The sequence below is a fragment of the Accumulibacter sp. genome, from assembly GCF_023806565.1.
GTDB lineage: Bacteria > Pseudomonadota > Gammaproteobacteria > Burkholderiales > Rhodocyclaceae > Accumulibacter.
The window spans coordinates 1-17,208 of sequence record NZ_JAMTDV010000051.1 but is presented as its reverse complement, the minus strand read 5'-3'; the positions used below and the strand labels follow the sequence as shown (position 1 = coordinate 17,208).

The window sequence follows — 17,208 nt, the reverse complement described above, 5'->3', positions numbered from 1 at the left end:
CGCTCACCGTGCATCCGGGGAATCCTTTCACTACTGGGTTTATCGACAGTATAGCGCAGCGACCGGGAGTGAAGAGACTGCTCCGACGATCTCGCGGGAGGTGGACGGCTCGCTGCCCGGGCCAGCCGGCGCACGCTCCGAGGTGCAAAAATATTGCACCGCTCGGGCCGATTGATGACAATGCAGGCGGTGGCGGCACGGTCGTGGGCGAAGTCCAGCCAGTTCGTGCCGGAAGGTGCACCACGGGCGACTTCGGCAGGGGGTTTGCCCCGGGCGATTGCCCGATCCCTCGCGAACGGGAGACTGACATGCAGCGCAAGATTCTGGCCGGTGACCGACTGATCGCAGCCTTCCTGATCGGCTGCGTGCTGTTCAATTATCCCGTGCTGTCGCTGTTCGACCGGCGTACGGAGGTGCTCGGGGTTCCCCTGATCTTCGCCTATGTCTTCTTTGCCTGGGCGCTGGTCATCGCGCTGATGGGGTGGGCGATCGAGCGCCGTATCAAGTAGGCGGCGACGATGCTCGAAGCACCGGTCGTCATTTCCGTCTCGCTGGTCTATCTCGGGCTGCTCTTCGCGGTCGCCTGGTGGGGCGACAAAAGGGCGGATCAGGGGCGATCGATCATCGCCAATCCGACCATCTATGCCCTGTCGATGGCCGTGTACTGCACCACCTGGACCTTCTACGGCAGCGTCGGACGCGCGGCGGTGTCGGGAATCGGCTTCCTGCCGGTCTACCTGGGTCCGACGCTGATGATGGCGCTCGGCTGGTTCGTGCTGCTGAAGATGATCCGCATCGTCAAGGCCAACCGCATTACTTCGATTGCCGATTTCATTGCCTCCCGCTACGGCAAGAGTCATCTTCTCGGCAGTCTGGTGACGGTGATTGCCGTGGTCGGCATCATTCCCTACATTGCCCTGCAGCTCAAGGCGGTTTCGAGTTCGGTGAGCCTGTTGCTCAGCTATCCGGAAATCGTCATGCCTAATCACAGCGCGACGATGTCGGTGGCGGCCGACATGAGTTTCTACATCGCGCTGATTCTCGCAGCGTTCACGATCGTTTTCGGCACCCGTCATCTCGATGCCACCGAACGCCATGAAGGCATGGTGGCGGCGATCGCCGTGGAATCGGGCGTCAAGCTGATCGCCTTTCTCGCTGTCGGCGCTTACGTCACCTACGGCATCTACGACGGATTGGCCGACATCTTCGAGCACATCGCCGAGCATCCCCAACTGCAGCGTCTGGCGACGGCGATCCCTTCGGGCGGAGGGTATACCGGCTGGTTTTCGCTGATTCTGCTTTCCGCGATGGCGCTGCTTTTCCTGCCGCGCCAGTTTCAGGTTGCCGTCGTCGAGAACGTAAATGAAGCGCACCTCAAGCGCGCTGCCTGGCTCTTTCCGCTGTATCTGCTGCTGATCAACGCCTTCGTGTTGCCGATTGCGCTCGGCGGTCTGCTGCATTTCGTCGGGCAGGACGTCGATGCCGATACCTTTGTACTGACCTTGCCGATGTCGCAGCGACACGACGGTCTGACGCTGCTGGTCTTCGTCGGGGGGCTGTCGGCCGCAACCGGGATGGTCATCGTCGAAACCATCGCCCTGTCGACCATGGTCTGCAACGATCTGGTGATGCCCTTGCTGCTGCGTCACCGGCGGGTGGTCCTGGAAGAGTCCAGCGACCTGACCGGCCTGTTGATCGGCATTCGGCGAACGGCCATCGTGGTCATCCTGCTGCTCGGCTACCTCTACTTCCGGCTGGCCGGCGAGGCGTACGCGCTGGTTGCCATCGGCCTGATCAGTTTCTCGGCGGTTGCCCAGTTCGCACCGGCGATGATTGGCGGCATGTACTGGCGCGGAGCGACCCGTGGTGGCGCCCTGGCGGGTCTTTCCGCGGGATTTCTGGTGTGGACCTATACCTTGTTGCTGCCGTCGTTTGCCAAATCCGGCTGGCTGGCCGACGACTTTCTTACGCAGGGCCTGTTCGGCTTCGAACTGTTGCGGCCACAGCAGCTGTTCGGCCTCGCCGGATTCGACGAAATTTCGCACTGTCTGTTCTGGAGCTTCCTGGCCAACATCGGTGCCTACGTCGGCGTTTCGCTGCTGCGTCCGCCGATCGCCGCCGAGGCGACGCAGGCGACGGTCTTCGTTGATGCGCTGAAGGATACCGGACCGGTCGGCGCCGCTCTCTGGCGCGGACGCGCGCAGGTCAGCGACCTGCAGGAACTGGTTGGCCGCTTTCTTGGGCAGACACGGGCGCAATCGCTGTTCGCCGCCTATGCCCGTCGCCGCGGTTTTGCCGATGGGGTGATGCGCGACGCCGACGCGCAACTGGTGCAGTTCGCCGAATCACTGCTGGCTGGTGCCATCGGTAGCGCGTCGGCACGCGTGATGGTCGCTTCGGTAGCCAAGGAGGAGCCGCTGAGCATCGAGGAAGTGATGCACATTCTCGACGAGGCATCGCAGTTGCGGACCTACAGTCGCGAACTCGAACGCAAGTCGCGCGAGTTGACGGCGGCCACGCACGAGCTGCAGGCCGCCAACGAGCGCCTGCAGGAGCTCGATCGCGTCAAGGATGACATCATGTCCTCGGTGACGCATGAACTGCGCACGCCACTGACCTCGATTCGCGCCTTCTCCGAACTGCTGCACGATGATCCCCGCATGCACCTGCCGGATCGCGTGCGTTTTCTCGGGCTGATCGTCAGCGAGGCCGAGCGACTGACCAGACTGGTCAACCAGACCCTCGACCTGGCGAAGATCGAGTCGGGCCGCGCCGACTGGAACGGTTGTGAACTCAACCTCAAGGAAGTGATCGAACAGTCGGTCGCCGCGACGAGTCAGCTCTTCTGCGAGAAAGAGGCGCAGGTCGACCTCGATCTGCCCGATAATCTGCCCCTGATCCTGGCCGACCGTGACCGCCTGATCCAGGTGATGCTGAATCTGCTGTCGAATGCGGCGAAGTTCCTGCCGGTGGGCAGCGGCCGGGTCCGCGTCGTGCTGCGGAAAGTGGAGGAGGGACTCGAAGTCGGCGTGGTCGATAACGGACCGGGAATCCGTCCGGAGGACCAGCAACTGATTTTCGAGAAATTCCGCCAGGTCGGCGACACGCTGACCGCCAAGCCGGCTGGCACCGGACTCGGGCTGCCGATCAGCCGCCGCATCATCGAGCATTTCGGCGGCCGCTTGTGGGTGGAGAGCGTGCCCGGAGAAGGAGCGGCTTTTCGTTTCACCGTGCCATTTGCGCCGGTGCACGAGGAGGCGCTTGTCTAGCCATTGCGAGCGAGGGCGAATTGGGCGTATGTTCAATCATGAGCGGAGGGTTGATGAGCAAGAAAATCCTGATTGCTGACGACGAGCAAAACATCGTCATCTCGATCGAGTTTCTGCTGCGCCGGGAAGGCTTCGAGGTGCTGGTCGCCGGTGATGGTGAAGAGGCCTTGGCCAAGGTCCGCGCCGAAAAGCCGGACCTCGTCCTGCTCGATGTGATGATGCCGAGGATGAATGGTTTCGATGTCTGCCAGGCACTGCGTTCCGACCCCGAGCAGAGCGCCACGCGCATTCTGATGCTGACGGCCAAGGGGCGCGACACGGAAGTGAGCAAGGGGCTTGGCCTGGGGGCGGATGGCTACATGACCAAACCTTTTTCAACCAAGGAGTTGCTCGCCGAAGTGCGCAGGCTCCTGGAAGCCTGACTCATGCGTTCCCGGCGCAAGCTGCTGTTGACGGCGGCGGCCGCTTCCCTGTTTCTGCTGCTCGTGGTGGTCGCCACTGCGTCCCTGATGCTGGCCAGCGAGGCCGACGCCAGCGGCGGAGGGCGGACGCAGGAGGAGCGAATCGTGGCTCTGCTGGTGCTGACGCTCGCCGCCTGCGCGCTGAGCTGTTGGGTCGTCTATCAGTTGCACGAGCGCTATGTCGGCGCGCCGTTGCGTATGGCCGAGGAACTTGCGGCGGCGCTGGCGCACAGCGGTCTGCGGCTGGGCGAGGGCGAGTACGGCGCCGAAGAACTGCGCGTATTGGCGCATGCTGCCAATCAGTTGCTGGCGCTGCGCGAGGCGCGTGAGAACGATGTCGCGCAGCGTGTCAGCGAAGCGCGTGCTTCGCTCGAGGAGGAACGCAGCCGCCTGGCAGCGCTGATGGCCGATCTCAGCCAGAGCGTCGTGGTTTGCAACCTCGATGGCCGGGTGCTGCTCTACAACCAGCGGGCGCGACAGGAGCTGTCGACCGGCGCCGACGGAAGCAATGTGGAGTTGCTTGGCCTCGGGCGTTCGATTTACACGGTTTTTGATCGCGCGCTGATCGAGCACGCACTCGAACGTCTGCAGCAGGCGAGTCGCGAAGGCGGCGAAGCGGACAGCAGAAAGCTCATCGGTTCGGCGCAGTTCGTCACGGCAACGCATTCCGGACGTTTGCTGCGCGCGCACATGTCACCGGTCCTGGGGGCGCATGGGCCGCACCATGCACGCGTCGGAACGCTGTCGATCACGGGCTTCGTGCTCGTTCTCGAAGACGTGACGAGTACCAACGAGCGGCACGCGCGTCGAGACGCGCTGATCCAGTCGCTGGTCGAGGGTGGCCGTGGCCCGCTCGGCAGCATTCGGGCGGCAGGCGAAATGCTCTCCGATTTTTCCGACATGCCGCAGCAACAGCGCGATCGCTTTCTGCGCGTCATCCGCGACGAGGCGGCGGCCCTGTCGGCGCAGTTCGAGAAAGCGGCTGCGGCTTTCTCGAACGACCTGCGTGAGCGCTGGCTGCTCGAGGAAATTCTCGGCGTCGAACTGCTGGCGGTCGCCGCGCGCCGCATTGGCGAGCGGCGCAGCACGGAACGCCGGGCACTGGCGGTCAAGTGCGAGAACGTCGATGACGAGCTATGGCTGCGTGTAGACACCTTCGGACTGCTGCAGGCCCTGCGCTACCTGGCTTTGCGCCTGCAGGACGAATACGCGGTGCGTGAGGTGCGCCTGTCGCTGACGCGCAGCGGGCAGCTTGCGCAATTCGACCTGTCCTGGCTCGGCACCTTCATGAACAACGAGACGGCGATGAGCTGGTTGCAGGATCCGATGGCCAGCGGTGGCGAAGTGTCGCCGCTCAGCGTCGTCGATGTCATCGAGCGCTGCAACGGCGACATCTGGTTCCAGCGCGAAAGGGTTTCGCATCGCGCCTTCTTCCGAACCATGCTGCCGGCGGCCGAAGCGCCCAGGGATCTGCCGCGCGCCATCGTCGCGGCGCCGGAGGGCGAACGCCCCGAATTCTACGATTTCGACATATTCCTCTGGTCGGCGGTCAATCCCGAACTCGACGACCGGCCACTTGCGGAACTGTCGTATACGGTATTCGATACCGAGACCACGGGCTTGCAGCCGTCCGAGGGCGACGAGATCATCCAGATCGGCGCGACGCGAATCGTCAATCGCAGGCTGCTTCGCCACGAGTGTTTCGATCAACTGGTCGATCCGCGGCGTTCGCTGTCCGAGCAGTCGATCGCGGTGCACGGCATCACTCCCGAATTGCTGGTCGGGCAACCGGCGATCGATGTCGTTCTGCCGAAGTTTCATGCCTTCTGCGCGGACACCGTCCTGGTCGGGCACAACGCCGCTTTCGACATGCGTTTCCTGCAGTTGAAGGAGAGACCCACCGGTGTTCGTTTCGACCAGCCGGTGCTCGACACCCTGCTGCTCTCGGCGGTGCTGCATCCCAATCAGACGACGCATCGCCTGGAAGCGATTGCCGAGCGTCTCGGGGTTTCGGTATTTGGCCGCCACACCGCGCTCGGGGATGCGATGGTGACCGGCGAAGTCTTCCTGAGGATGTTGCCCTTGCTCGCCGAAATCGGCATCACGACGCTGCGGCAGGCGCGCGAAGCGAGTCAGAAGACTTTCCATGCCCGTCTCAAGTACTGAACCTCGGGCAGCACCCTTTACCCCGTACGTCGCGCTGCGTCATCTGGTCCGCGCGCAGCCGCTGACGGTCGAACCGGCGGCCAGCGTGCGCGAGATTCTGCTGCTGCTCGACCGGACGCGAGCGGATGCTGTCGTCGTCGTCGATGGCGGCAGCCGCGTGCCCTTGGGCATCGTCACCCTGCAGGACGTGCTGCGGCGAATCGCGATCGAGACCTGCGACCTGCAGGCGCCAGTCGCCACGGTGATGACCGCCGGTCTGATCACCATGCCGGTGGACAGCACTGCGCACCAGGCGAGCGTGGTCATGGTGCGTCGTGGCGTACGTCACCTGGTGCTGACCGAAGCCGACGGCAGTTACTTCAACCTCGTCTCGCAGACCGACCTGTACACCCTGCCGGGTGCGCAGAACGCCGACCTGGTGCGATCGATCCTGGCGGCACGCGAGCTCGCCACACTGGTTGCCCTGGCTGCGGAAATTCGCGCCTTCGTCGCTCGCCTGGTGGCCGAACGGGTGAGTGCCGACGCGCTCTGTCATCGCATTTCGTCGCTCAACGATCTCCTGTCCCTGCAGGTGATCGAGCTGGTTGCCGGTCAGTTCGATCTGCCCTACGTGCCCTGGTGCTGGCTGGTATTCGGTTCGGAAGGGCGGCTCGAGCAGACGCTGGCCACTGATCAGGACAACGGTCTGATCTTCGTCGCCGAGTCCGACGAAGAGGCGGCCACCCTGCGCGAGGCTTTTCTGCCCTTTGCGCGGGCGGTCAACGAAGCGCTCGATGCCTGCGGCTTCCCGCTCTGCAAGGGTAACATCATGGCCGGCAACCCGCGCTGGTGTCTGTCCGCTGCCGAGTGGCGAAGGGCGTTTTCCACCTGGCTCGAATCTCCCGAGCCGGAAGCCCTGCTCAATTCGAGCATCTTCTTCGATTTTCGCGCATTGTACGGGCAGGAGTCGCTGGTCAATGATCTGCGCAGCTGGCTGTTGGCGCGTACCCCCTCGTACCCGATCTTTCTGCGCGCCATGGTCGAAAACACGGTGAATTGGACGTCGCCGCTGAGCTGGTGGAACGGTTTCCGCTATGAACGCGACACGGAGTTCCCGCACACCATCGATCTGAAGAAGCACGGTTCGCGGCCTTTCGTCGACGCCGCCCGGATCTACGCACTGGTCCGGCAGATTCCCGATACCAACACCGTCGAGCGGCTGCGCGTCACCGGCGAGCAGGGTGGTATCGTAGCTTCCGAACTGGCCGCGCTGATCGACGCCTTTCACCACATCCAGCGTCTCCGGCTCGAACATCAGGTGATTCGCGTCGCCGGTACCGTATCCAACCGTGTCGATCCCGACGATCTGCATGAACTCGACCGCTTGATCCTGAAGGAAGCCTTCAAGCAGGTGCAGAGCCTGCAAAAGCGGCTGATTCGGGAGTACCTTTCGGCGTAGGCGGCGAGGAAGGCGGCAGGCAGCGCCGGCCGCAGGCGAAGCCCGTTGTGTGCCTATTCGCCGGAAGCCGACGCGCGCAGGCGGAACTTCTCCGGTACCCGTGCCACCTTGCGTGCCGCGTAATCGAAGAAGACGATTCCCGTCTTGCCGCGCGCGACCTCTCGGCCGCTCGCCTTGTCCAGCATGCACCACGGCAGGTCACAGCCCTTGCTGCCAAAGTCGCTGGCCGACATGCGCACGACCATCACCTCGCCGTGGAATGCCTCCGACCGGTACTGGAGGGCCGCATCTGCGACGATGATGCCGAGTCCCTCGACATCCAGTTCGCGGTAGCCGAGAGTCTGGAAAAAACGCGCCCGTGCTTCCGATACCACTGCCAGTACGGCAGCGTTGTCGAGGTGGCCACCGTAATTGATGTGGCTGAGGTAGAGGGGGATTTCGGTGGAGAAGACGAAACTCTCGGGCAGATCGATCTGGATTCTGGGCATGGCGTGGCCGGCATCGGATGGGGGCAGAAGGGCGCGGGACTCATCATTCTAGCTGCCTTTCGCCGGCTTGCGCGAAACGCGTCGTGCTCCTCGCGCCCTCGCTCAGGTGACTGAGGCAGAATGCGCAGCCACGGAAGGGTAAGCCAACGGCCTGCCCGTGGCTTCGCGAGTTACGGTGTGCTGGCCAGGGGCGCCCTGCGCAGCTTGCGCAAACGTCGCGATTTCGTCCTTGCCGCGAGCGGGTTTGCACCGACGGAAACGACAACGGCGGCCGAGGCCGCCGTAGCTGTCGTCATCCGGTCGATTGCTCAGCTTGCGCTCGCGCGACGTCGTGCCGTCGCCAGACCGGCCAGACCGATCCCGAGCAGGGCCAGGGAAACGGGCTCCGGAACCGCGGTGCTGAAGCCGGTGACCAGGCCGTAACCGCTGTTCACGACGCTGCCGTCGTAGACGCGACCCATGATCGTGTTGCCATTGAAGTTGCCGCTGTTGTAGCCATTGGTGTCAAAGTAGAGAAGCCCACCGGGCGAGCTCGCACCCGACACCACGACGTCCATCAGCAGGTTGCCGTCAGCGGGGTTGTAAGCGAAGGGCGTGGTCAGATTGATATGCAGCGTGTCGCCAAAAGCCCACGGCTGGGACAGATTGCCGCTGAACACCACGGTGTTGTTGCCACCGATATTCGAGGCAAAAGTCCCGGACAGCGTGTTCCAGTCGGCGGCGGTGGTCGACAGCGAAATCGTCCAAGTACCCGAGTTCATGGCGGTGGCGCCCGTGTTGAACTCCGTGTTGAAAAACTCCAGGTCCTTGATGATGATTGGACCGGCGAACAGGCTCTTCGTGTACACCTGCTGGTACTCGCCCGAGTAGGAGCATCCGAACGGGAAGCAGTTCCCCGTTCCGCCATCGGCGGGAAGCCCGACGGTCTGGTCGGCGAACGCAGGGGCCGCGCAAAGCAGCGGGGCGATCAATGCCAACGGCTTGAGTGATTTGATCAGGGTCATTTTGTTTTCCTAACCTGTAAGAGTCAAAAAAATTTTGATTTTCAATGGCATGAATGCCTGCTTCGGCTGCCTTCTCAGGCTTTCCTGGAGACGCTCAGGAATGCCGTGGTCGTCATGAAGCACATTCCATGCCGACTTTCGCTAATATTTCATAAGTAAGTGTTATAATAAGATAACTGAATTCACCTTGCGGCCGTTGGCAATTCGCCAAGCACGCTGCCGACGAGCACTGTAAATTAATTCGACACCTCGATCGGCGCCTGGCAGCGGCGATTGGCGGCGCGCAGTTCGTCGGCGCGGTCGGCGCGGTCGGCGCGGTCGGCGCGGTCGGCGCGCCGGCAGACTGCCGGGGTGAGAGCGCCGGCGTTTGCCACGCGGTTTGCCCATCGTTCGGCGGTTCGCCCGCGCCGGATTGCTGCAATGCCACGGGCAATGCCTGTTCACGCCTGTGGTGACGGGTGGAGAAGCGATTTGCTTTTCGGCGACCAATGTCGCGACCAGAGTGACAGACCGCGATTGCCCATGCCGGCTGCCCCAGTCCGGGTGGGACGACGCGGGTCGGGAAGAGATTCTGTTCTGCAAGCCAGGTCGCAGTCACTGCGACCGTTGCCACATGGCGGCAGGCCACGGCCTGACCAGTTGCCCTTCGATTCTCGTGCTCGGGTTTCGGGGCTTCTGATCAGAGTGGCGGGCGGACGCGCCGCCGCGTCGGCGCCGATCCGGTCGGTGGGTATCGTCGCTTGCTCGCGACGACTTCTTTACGTGTTTTCAGCGGGGCCGGCTGGGCGACATCAACAGCACGTGCAGGAACTTGTCGAGGACTCGCGCCAGCCGGCGCAACGTCCGACGGATAGCGGTCGCATACAGCTCGCCGGTAGCCAGGCTGCGCCGATGACGGGCGCGCTCGACGACAATCATCATCTGTTCACGGGTGAGGTCGGTTTTCATTCGCTTCTTTCTCCGGCAGTTCTCGCGCTGAGCGAGTAGCGATACTGTATGGCTTCGCGGCTTCGTCGACAAACGATCCCATATCAGCCGATGCGTGAGAAAATCTCATTCATATGACCTACCGACTGCCTCCCCTCAATGCCCTGCGCGCTTTCGAAGCGGCTGCCCGCCACCTGAGTTTCAAGGATGCCGGGGAAGAGCTGTCGGTGACGCCCACTGCTATCAGCCACCAGATCAAGGGTCTCGAAGAATACCTCGGCTTTCCGCTCTTCCACCGCTTGACGCGCGCTCTGGAACTGACGCGCGAAGGGAGGGCGATGCTGCCGAAGGTCCGCGAAGGGCTGGAGTGCTTTGCCGCGGCGATCGAAAACACGCGCCTGCACGAAGCCGGTGGGCGCCTGTTGGTGACCTCGCCGCCTGCTTTCCTGACACGTTGGCTGATGCGTCATCTGCCCAAATTCACCGCCGCTCACCCCGAGATCCAGCTGCACATGGCGGCATCGCTGGAGACGATCGACGCGCGTGATGCGTCCGGCGCTTCCGGTCTGGCAGGAATCGACGTGCGCGACGACGAGACCGAAGTCTTCATACGCTTCGGCCGCGGCCATTACGACGGTTGCCGCAGCGATCGCCTGTTCGCGCCGGCCTACGTGGTGGTGTGCAGTCCTCGCCTGCTGTTCGGCATGCGGCCGCTGCATACGCCGGGCGATTTGCGGCGACACAATCTCCTGCACGACGAATCGATCCTCGAGCTGATGGATCGTCCGACCTGGGCGGAATGGCTGCAGGTTGCCGAAGTCAGTGGCATCGACGCGAATGCCGGGACGCATTTCAGCGATCCCGGGCTGGTTCTCTCGGCAGCGATCGACGGCGTCGGCGTCGCTCTTGCCTCGAAGCCTCTGGTCGAAGCAGAGGTCGCTGCCGGACGCCTGGTGGTGCCCTTCGACATCGTCATCCGGCGTACGCAGGCGTACTACCTGGTCGTTCCCGAAGCCGTCGCCGACCGCCCGATCGTCAGCGCCTTTCGTCACTGGCTGCGTGGCGAGTCGGCGAAGGTCGCCGAGGACTAGTCTCGCCGCCGGTGTCTATGCCGGCGGCCGTCGGGCAACGACTTACGCTGCGTTGGCCAGCAGCGGCGGATCCTGTGGTTCTTCGGCCGCCGCCGGTTCGGCCGCCGCCTTCGCCTTGCCGGTCGCCAGCCGGTGTACCTCGTCGCTAAGCTCGATCACGCGCAGCGAGAGCTGTTCGATGTCGCGCCTGGTCGCCAGCAGCAGGAAGTCGAGCGGCCGGAAGAAGCGTTCGCGGACCAGTTGCTCGCCGCGCTGGATCGTCGCGTTGGCAACGTCGATCAGCTCGGTCGATTTCTCTTCGAATTGCTGGCGAGCTTTCGGCTGCATCGCCTTGCCCTCGCGGACCAGTTTCTCGACGGTCCTGGCGCTGCTCTTGGTGGCCAGCGAATAGGCACCGAGGCTGCACAGCCAGAGGTTGCCGGCTGCCTTGCGCGCTTTCGTGACGAATTGCTGATTGCTCGCCTGCTCCAGCAAGGTGGTGAATTGCATGCTCATGGACTTCTCCTTTGTCGAACCGGGATGGGAAACTTTCGCGGTTGCCTTTGCAACCACTGGGAAGAAGTCTAACGGGAAGCTCTAGAGGACACACACTAATGAACTCTTCGCTCGATCCCTTAGAATGCGCATGGCTGGATAAGCTATGCTTGGCGCTGTCTGGCAGAGCGCTGCGTTTGCGGGTTTCGCCGGTGACTGGCTGCCGGCGGTCCGGCACAGGGCGGTACGAAGGGAGCTGCAATGAACAAACTCTCCTTGCTGGACGTGGGCTTCTTCATCGCCGAATCGGAGGCGAGCCCGAAGCACGTCGCCGGATTGATGATTTTCAAGCGGCCGCCGCGAGCGACGGCTGCGTTTGCCGCCGATCTGTACCGGGACTTCCTCACCTTTACCCAGGTCGAATCGCCCTTCAATCGGGTCATCCATTTTTCGCTGACGGGAATGCCGACCTGGGAGGAAGCAGAATCGATCGATCTCGCGCAGCACGTCTTCTATCACAAGCTGGTGCGCGGCAGGAATGGCCGCGACGAACTGTATCGGCTCGTTGCCGACCTCCATCAGCCGACGCTCGATCGCGCGCGGCCGTTGTGGGAGGTGCATGTCATCGATGGGGTCAGCGAAGGTCGCTTCGGCGTCTATGTCAAGGTTCATCACGCGACCGCGGACGGCGTGACACTGATGCGCTTCGCGGCAAACTCGCTGTCGATGACGGCCGCCGAATGCGAACTCAAGCCGCTGTGGGCCACCCCGCATGCCACCGGTGACGGGAAAAAGCGGCTCCAGGACAAGTTGGCCAGGTCGCTGCTTGACGATCTGGCGGGCGTCGGCAGGCGCCTGTTCGGGATTGGTCGCCTGGCCGCGATGATGCTGCTGGAAAGCGTCAAGCTCACGAAGAATGCGATCTCGTTGCCCTTTGTCGCCGATGGCAACACCCCGCTGACCGGTCAGGTCACGGCCGGCCGGCAGTTCGCGTCGGCCAGCGTGAGCATGGAGCGGGTGAACAGGGTTCGCTCGCGAACCCGCTCGACGTTGAATCACGTTGCCCTGACCTGTCTCGATGGCGCTCTGCGTCACTATCTGGCCGACGAAGGCGTCGAGCTGAGCCGGCCGATCACCATCCAGATGCCGGTCAATCTGCGCAAGGAGGGCGACATCGGCGGCGGCAACAAGATCGGTATCGTTCAGGTCGAACTTTCCCCGCCGACCGACGACCCCTACGTGCGCTTGCGCAACATCGGATTTTCGCTGCGCAACGTGCGCCAGATGATCGATGGCGTGGTTCCCGAGGCGATCGAGTCCTACACCATCCTGACGGCCCTGGTCGGGCAGCTTGCCGAACTGCTCGGGCTCAGCGAAGCCCTGCCGCCGACCGGCAACGTACTGGTTTCCAACGTTCCCGGGCCCTCCGAATACCTCTATCTCAAGGGAGCGCGACTCGAAGAGCTGCATCCGATCAGCACGCTCCCGGCTGGCAACCTGCTCAACATCACCCTTTTCAGTTACGCCGGGCAGTTGTACTTCGGTCTGATCGCCAGCGACCAGCTGCCTCATCTCGATCGCCTCAGCGACTACGTCGCCGAAGCCTTCAGCGAGCTCGAGCAGGCGGTTCTCGAAGATGGCAAGCCGGTTTCCTGATCGTCATGCCGGTTGCTCCGCGAACTGGCGGTGGCGAGGATTGGTCGCCGGGGGAATGCGGACGGCTGCCGCCTTCGATGGCCAGGACCGTGGTGCCAGGCGCGGACAAAAAAATGACCGGGCATTGCACCCGGTCCAAGGCTCGGTCCATTTGTTTCCGGAGGGCTTGCCTGCACCCTGTTTCGACTCTGGCTACATGAGTCGCCTTGCGGCCACTGTGCGCCAGACCGAGCCGGACACTCGCGACGTGGTGTCGCTTATTTGCTGCGGGGGGGAGAAGAACAGTTTGCTGCCGCTTTGCCGAGAGCGGCGAGAAGAGACTGAAATTCTTCAAACGAAATGTCCGACACGTCAGTCAGCTCGGGGAGACGACGCTCCGGAATGCGGCGCCGTTCGGGGAGCTTGCCAGGCCGGCCGAGGTCGCGTTCGCGCCGATCGAAGCCGCTTCGAGTCTTGTATGTTTTCATGGAGCGTTGCCCTTGTTCGAGTGCTGCAAAGTAATGAGCGAACGATACCGGGGAGCGGCGTGATGCGACGTGCGCAATGTCACAGTGCTACGCATTTGGCGAAATCGATTCGCCACCGGCGTCGCGCGCTCCGCTGCACGGATTGCCGGCTCGCCGGCGGGCAGGCTTGCGGTGGCCGTCGCCCGGTTCGCGCGCGGCGGCCGGAAGAACTGCGACGATGCGCGTGCGCGGGTTCCCGGATCCCCGTCATGGACGGCCTCGCGGCATGACCGGGCAACCCGGCGAAGTGCCTGTGGATGCGCCGTTGGCCGAGCAGCTACGGCCACGGACGCTGGCCGAGGTGATCGGGCAGAGACACCTGCTCGGTCCGGGCAAGCCCTTGGCCCTGGCCTTTCAATCCGGGGAATTGCACAGCATGATTCTGTGGGGGCCGCCCGGAGTGGGCAAGACGACGCTGGCGCGCCTCATGGCAGACGCCTTTGCCGCCGACTTCATTGCCATATCGGCGGTTTTCGCCGGCGTCAGGGACATCCGCGAGGCGGTGGCTCGCGCCGAGGTGACGCGCGCGCGCAGCGGCAGGCGGACGATTCTTTTCGTCGACGAGGTACATCGCTTCAACAAGGCACAACAGGACGCGTTCCTGCCCTACGTCGAAGGCGGACTGCTGACTTTCGTCGGAGCAACCACCGAGAACCCGTCGTTCGAACTCAACTCGGCGCTGCTCTCGCGTTCGGCCGTATACGTGCTGCAGGCGCTGACGGCGGCAGAATTGGGCGAACTGCTCGCGCGGGCATGCCGGCTGGCCCTGCCTGGCCTGCATGTCGACGACGAAGCGCGCGCGCGTCTGATCGGCCTTGCCGATGGCGATGCGCGGCGGCTGCTCAATCAGCTCGAGCAGATCGGCACTGCGAGCAGGACGATGCACGTCGACAGCATCGACGGCGCTTTTGTCGAACGGGTCGTGGCGCAATGCCTGCGCCGCTTCGACAAGGGTGGCGACACCTTTTACGACCAGATTTCGGCCCTGCACAAGTCGGTGCGCGGCTCGTCTCCCGATGCCGCGCTGTACTGGTTCTGCCGGATGCTCGACGGTGGTGCCGATCCGCGCTATCTGGCGCGGCGCATCGTGCGCATGGCGTGGGAGGACGTCGGTCTCGCGGATCCGCGCGCGGCGCGCATCGCGCTCGATGCCGCCGAGACATTCGAGCGTCTGGGTTCTCCCGAGGGCGAGCTGGCGCTTGCCGAAGCAGTGCTGTACCTGGCGATGGCGGCCAAGTCGAACGCCGCCTACCTCGCGTATAATGCCGCGCGCAGCTTCGTCGGCAGCGATGGTTCGCGACCGGTGCCGATGCATCTGCGCAACGCGCCGACGCGCCTGATGAAGCACCTTGGGCATGGCAAGGATTACCGCTATGCGCACGACGAGGCGGATGCCTACGCGGCGGGTGAGACCTATATTCCCGACGGCATGCCGGAGGTCGAGTGGTATCGGCCGGTGGCGCGTGGCCTCGAAATCAAGATTGGCGAGAAGCTGGCGCACCTGCGAGAACTCGATCGCCAGGCAAGGAAGGACTAGGCCCGAAGGCACCCCGGTGCCGTTCCCGGGGAAGAGGGCGGATTCAGGAGTCGCCGCGCGACTGCCAACTCAGGGACCGATCATGCTCGACATCCAAATGCTGCGCAACAATCTCGATGGCGTTGCCGAAAGACTCGCGACGCGCGGTTTCGTGCTCGACAAGGCGACTTTCCAGACGCTCGAAAGCGAGCGCAAGGCCTTGCAGACGCGCACGCAGGAACTGCAGGCGAGCCGCAACAGCCTTTCGAAACAGGTCGGTGCGATCAAGGGCCGCGGCGGCGACGCGACGCCCGTCATGGCGCAGGTGGCGGCGCTGAAGGAACAGCTCGAGGCCAACGAGCTTCGTCTCGGAGATCTGCTCAGGCAACTCGACGCCTTTCTCGCGCTCGTTCCCAACCTGCCTCAGGAAGGGGTTCCGCTCGGAGCTTCCGACGCCGACAATGTCGAGGTGAAGCGTTGGGGCGAGCCTCGCCGCTTCGACTTTGCGGTGAGGGATCATGTCGATCTCGGCGAGGCACTCGCGCAGCTCGATTTCACCACCGCCGCCAAGATCGCCGGCACGCGCTTTGCATTGATCAGGGGACCGCTCGCCCGCCTGCATCGCGTTCTCGCCCAGTTCATGCTCGACACGCACACTGGCCGGCATGGTTACACGGAAGTCTACGCGCCGTACCTGGTCAATGCTGCGAGCCTCACCGGTACCGGCCAACTGCCCAAGTTCGAGGAGGACCTGTTCAAGATCCCGCGTGCCGAGGCCGATCCACTGTACCTGATCCCGACGGCCGAGGTGCCGGTCACCAACATCGTTCGCGGCGAGATTCTCGCCGCCGAGGATCTGCCGCTCAAGCTCGTCTGCCACACGCCGTGCTTTCGCTCGGAAGCCGGATCGTACGGGCGGGACACGCGCGGCATGATCCGCCAGCACCAGTTCGACAAGGTCGAACTGGTGCAGATCGTCGCGCCGGCCGATTCCCCGACCGCGCACGAGGAACTCACCGGGCACGCGGAACGGATCCTCGAGCTGCTCGATCTGCCCTATCGCCGGGTCACGCTGTGCACCGGCGACACCGGCTTCTCTTCCGCCAAGACCTACGATCTCGAAGTCTGGCTGCCGGCGCAACAGGCCTATCGCGAGATTTCGTCGTGCTCCAACTTCGAGGCATTTCAGGCACGGCGCATGCAGGCCCGTTACCGCGGCGAGCGCAACCGGCCGGAACTGGTGCATACGCTCAACGGTTCGGGCCTGGCTGTCGGGCGCACGCTGGTCGCAGTGATGGAGAACTACCAGAATGCCGACGGCACCATCAGCGTGCCCGAAGTGTTGCGTCCGTATCTCGACGGGCTGGCGACGATCGACGGCAGCTGAACGGTCGAAAGGCCGGATTGGAAGGGAAAATGCCGCAGCACCGGGCGGCGATCTTGTGCTACCATTCGCGCCCGACGGAGAGGTGGCAGAGTGGCCGAATGTACCTGACTCGAAATCAGGCGTAGGTGTGAGCCTACCGCGGGTTCGAATCCCGCCCTCTCCGCCAGAATCATAAATATATCAATCAGGTAAGAGCAACGCCTGATATGCATATAGCACGTCACTGACAATCATTTCCGAAAGTTTCGGAAATGATTTCCGAAACCCAGGGTAAGGCGCTCCGCAGGCGCTTGGTTGGCCGGGCAGTCATTTTGTCGGCTTCGCCTTCTCGCCGACGCGTCGATACACATCCTTGGTCAGTTCCTTGTCGGAATGACCGAGCAGTTTCGCGGCTTCGCCCGCGTCGTCAATCTCGCTGGCCGCCTTGGGGCGCGCGTCCCTGAACTGGAACTGCCCGATGCGCTGGACAAGGGCGGCGTTGCCCGCTTTTTCCGCATGCTGCGCCGCTGCCGTCCTGGCTGCGACGAAGCGCAAGCGCAGCATTCCGGCGGTCATCCGCCTTCCGTCGGACGTTGCGGCCAAATACAGGCTCGCTATCTGCCGGCGCTTGATGCGATCGATGAGCAGACCAAGCTCTGTTCTTGCCCCTGTCTCATCGGTCAGCATGATGCGAATCCGCTTCCGAGTCTTTCCCTGGCGGACCATCAGCGAATCATCAACCAGGTCGCGTACCTGCATGCGCAGAACATCGCCAGGGCGCTGACCACTGAGATAGGCGAGATCCATCGTATCCCGAAGGTCGTCGTCGGCGCAGTCTCGAACGGC

16 protein-coding genes and 1 tRNA gene are annotated in these 17,208 nt (G+C 63.5%); 10 read left to right on the top strand and 7 right to left on the bottom strand.

The annotated features are described in order from the left end of the window. Window positions 1-308 precede the first annotated feature (308 nt). Genes NFV80_RS05845 through NFV80_RS05825 form a run of 5 tightly spaced genes read left to right on the top strand, consistent with a single transcriptional unit; the run spans window position 309 to window position 7,334 of the window. Complete coding sequence (locus tag NFV80_RS05845) at window positions 309-509, top strand: hypothetical protein (protein ID WP_295327457.1); 201 nt, start codon at window positions 309-311, stop codon at window positions 507-509. Between the two features lie 9 nt (window positions 510-518). Next, on the top strand, window positions 519-3,269 hold the full coding sequence (locus NFV80_RS05840) for a sensor histidine kinase (protein WP_295327460.1): 2,751 nt from the start codon (window positions 519-521) through the stop codon (window positions 3,267-3,269). Window positions 3,270-3,322: 53 nt separating this feature from the next. After that, on the top strand, window positions 3,323-3,691 hold the full coding sequence (locus NFV80_RS05835; RefSeq protein WP_295327462.1) for a response regulator: 369 nt from the start codon (window positions 3,323-3,325) through the stop codon (window positions 3,689-3,691). Between the two features lie 3 nt (window positions 3,692-3,694). Continuing rightward, entirely contained in the window at window positions 3,695-5,896 is a 2,202-nt protein-coding gene (locus NFV80_RS05830; protein WP_295327464.1) for an exonuclease domain-containing protein, read from the top strand. Then, window positions 5,877-7,334: a DUF294 nucleotidyltransferase-like domain-containing protein gene (locus tag NFV80_RS05825; RefSeq protein WP_295327466.1), complete on the top strand. Its 1,458-nt coding sequence runs from the start codon at window positions 5,877-5,879 to the stop codon at window positions 7,332-7,334. Before NFV80_RS05830 ends, NFV80_RS05825 begins: the two co-directional genes overlap by 20 nt. Before the next feature lie 53 nt (window positions 7,335-7,387). Here NFV80_RS05825 and NFV80_RS05820 read toward each other — a convergent pair whose 3' ends face one another. The 4 genes from NFV80_RS05820 to NFV80_RS05805 form a co-directional block, all read right to left on the bottom strand. Further along, window positions 7,388-7,822 (bottom strand): thioesterase family protein, encoded by a 435-nt coding sequence (locus NFV80_RS05820; protein WP_295327468.1) that lies wholly within the window; start codon window positions 7,820-7,822, stop codon window positions 7,388-7,390. Between the two features lie 308 nt (window positions 7,823-8,130). Continuing rightward, window positions 8,131-8,826 carry a PEP-CTERM sorting domain-containing protein gene (locus tag NFV80_RS05815; protein ID WP_295327470.1) on the bottom strand — a complete coding sequence of 232 codons (696 nt, stop codon included), beginning with the start codon at window positions 8,824-8,826 and terminating at the stop codon, window positions 8,131-8,133. A 236-nt stretch (window positions 8,827-9,062) separates the two neighbouring features. Then, window positions 9,063-9,200 carry a hypothetical protein gene (locus NFV80_RS05810; protein ID WP_295327472.1) on the bottom strand — a complete coding sequence of 46 codons (138 nt, stop codon included), beginning with the start codon at window positions 9,198-9,200 and terminating at the stop codon, window positions 9,063-9,065. Window positions 9,201-9,594: 394 nt separating this feature from the next. After that, the gene (locus NFV80_RS05805) at window positions 9,595-9,774 is read right to left on the bottom strand and encodes a hypothetical protein (protein ID WP_295327474.1); all 180 of its coding nucleotides are present in this window, start codon (window positions 9,772-9,774) and stop codon (window positions 9,595-9,597) included. A 113-nt stretch (window positions 9,775-9,887) separates the two neighbouring features. Between NFV80_RS05805 and gcvA the strand changes: the two genes are divergently transcribed. Further along, a complete protein-coding gene (gcvA, locus tag NFV80_RS05800; RefSeq protein WP_295327476.1) occupies window positions 9,888-10,844 on the top strand; it encodes a transcriptional regulator GcvA in 957 nt (318 codons plus the stop codon). 42 nt (window positions 10,845-10,886) lie between these two features. Here the strand turns inward: gcvA and NFV80_RS05795 are convergent, their stop codons facing one another. Further along, entirely contained in the window at window positions 10,887-11,339 is a 453-nt protein-coding gene (locus tag NFV80_RS05795) for a phasin family protein (RefSeq protein ID WP_295327478.1), read from the bottom strand. 240 nt (window positions 11,340-11,579) lie between these two features. On the opposite strand from NFV80_RS05795, the gene NFV80_RS05790 reads away from it, so the two are divergent. Then, entirely contained in the window at window positions 11,580-12,974 is a 1,395-nt protein-coding gene (locus NFV80_RS05790) for a wax ester/triacylglycerol synthase family O-acyltransferase (protein ID WP_295327479.1), read from the top strand. 257 nt (window positions 12,975-13,231) lie between these two features. Here the strand turns inward: NFV80_RS05790 and NFV80_RS05785 are convergent, their stop codons facing one another. Beyond that, the gene (locus NFV80_RS05785) at window positions 13,232-13,441 is read right to left on the bottom strand and encodes a hypothetical protein (RefSeq protein ID WP_295327481.1); all 210 of its coding nucleotides are present in this window, start codon (window positions 13,439-13,441) and stop codon (window positions 13,232-13,234) included. Window positions 13,442-13,706: 265 nt separating this feature from the next. Here NFV80_RS05785 and NFV80_RS05780 point away from each other — a divergent pair, with 265 nt between their 5' ends. From NFV80_RS05780 to NFV80_RS05770, 3 genes are all read left to right on the top strand, one after another. After that, entirely contained in the window at window positions 13,707-15,017 is a 1,311-nt protein-coding gene (locus NFV80_RS05780; protein WP_295327482.1) for a replication-associated recombination protein A, read from the top strand. Between the two features lie 82 nt (window positions 15,018-15,099). Next, complete coding sequence (gene serS, locus NFV80_RS05775; RefSeq protein WP_296758095.1) at window positions 15,100-16,383, top strand: serine--tRNA ligase; 1,284 nt, start codon at window positions 15,100-15,102, stop codon at window positions 16,381-16,383. 76 nt (window positions 16,384-16,459) lie between these two features. Continuing rightward, a tRNA-Ser gene (locus NFV80_RS05770) sits at window positions 16,460-16,549 on the top strand. 140 nt (window positions 16,550-16,689) lie between these two features. On the opposite strand, the gene NFV80_RS05765 is transcribed toward NFV80_RS05770, so the two are convergent. After that, a partial coding sequence (locus NFV80_RS05765; RefSeq protein WP_295327486.1) for a tyrosine-type recombinase/integrase occupies window positions 16,690-17,208 on the bottom strand: 519 nt, incomplete at its 5' end.

Excerpts from the sequence above, each read along its gene's own strand:
- NFV80_RS05825 (WP_295327466.1), top strand. The coding sequence starts at position 5,877 with ATGCCCGTCTCAAGTACTGAACCTCGGGCAGCACCCTTTACCCCGTAC.
- NFV80_RS05795 (WP_295327478.1), bottom strand. The coding sequence starts at position 11,339 with ATGAGCATGCAATTCACCACCTTGCTGGAGCAGGCGAGCAATCAGCAA.
- NFV80_RS05805 (WP_295327474.1), bottom strand. The coding sequence starts at position 9,774 with ATGAAAACCGACCTCACCCGTGAACAGATGATGATTGTCGTCGAGCGC.
- serS (WP_296758095.1), top strand. The coding sequence starts at position 15,100 with ATGCTCGACATCCAAATGCTGCGCAACAATCTCGATGGCGTTGCCGAA.
- NFV80_RS05780 (WP_295327482.1), top strand. The coding sequence starts at position 13,707 with ATGACCGGGCAACCCGGCGAAGTGCCTGTGGATGCGCCGTTGGCCGAG.
- NFV80_RS05820 (WP_295327468.1), bottom strand. The coding sequence starts at position 7,822 with ATGCCCAGAATCCAGATCGATCTGCCCGAGAGTTTCGTCTTCTCCACC.
- NFV80_RS05840 (WP_295327460.1), top strand. The coding sequence starts at position 519 with ATGCTCGAAGCACCGGTCGTCATTTCCGTCTCGCTGGTCTATCTCGGG.
- NFV80_RS05785 (WP_295327481.1), bottom strand. The coding sequence starts at position 13,441 with ATGAAAACATACAAGACTCGAAGCGGCTTCGATCGGCGCGAACGCGAC.
- NFV80_RS05830 (WP_295327464.1), top strand. The coding sequence starts at position 3,695 with ATGCGTTCCCGGCGCAAGCTGCTGTTGACGGCGGCGGCCGCTTCCCTG.
- gcvA (WP_295327476.1), top strand. The coding sequence starts at position 9,888 with ATGACCTACCGACTGCCTCCCCTCAATGCCCTGCGCGCTTTCGAAGCG.
- NFV80_RS05790 (WP_295327479.1), top strand. The coding sequence starts at position 11,580 with ATGAACAAACTCTCCTTGCTGGACGTGGGCTTCTTCATCGCCGAATCG.
- NFV80_RS05815 (WP_295327470.1), bottom strand. The coding sequence starts at position 8,826 with ATGACCCTGATCAAATCACTCAAGCCGTTGGCATTGATCGCCCCGCTG.
- NFV80_RS05835 (WP_295327462.1), top strand. The coding sequence starts at position 3,323 with ATGAGCAAGAAAATCCTGATTGCTGACGACGAGCAAAACATCGTCATC.
- NFV80_RS05845 (WP_295327457.1), top strand. The coding sequence starts at position 309 with ATGCAGCGCAAGATTCTGGCCGGTGACCGACTGATCGCAGCCTTCCTG.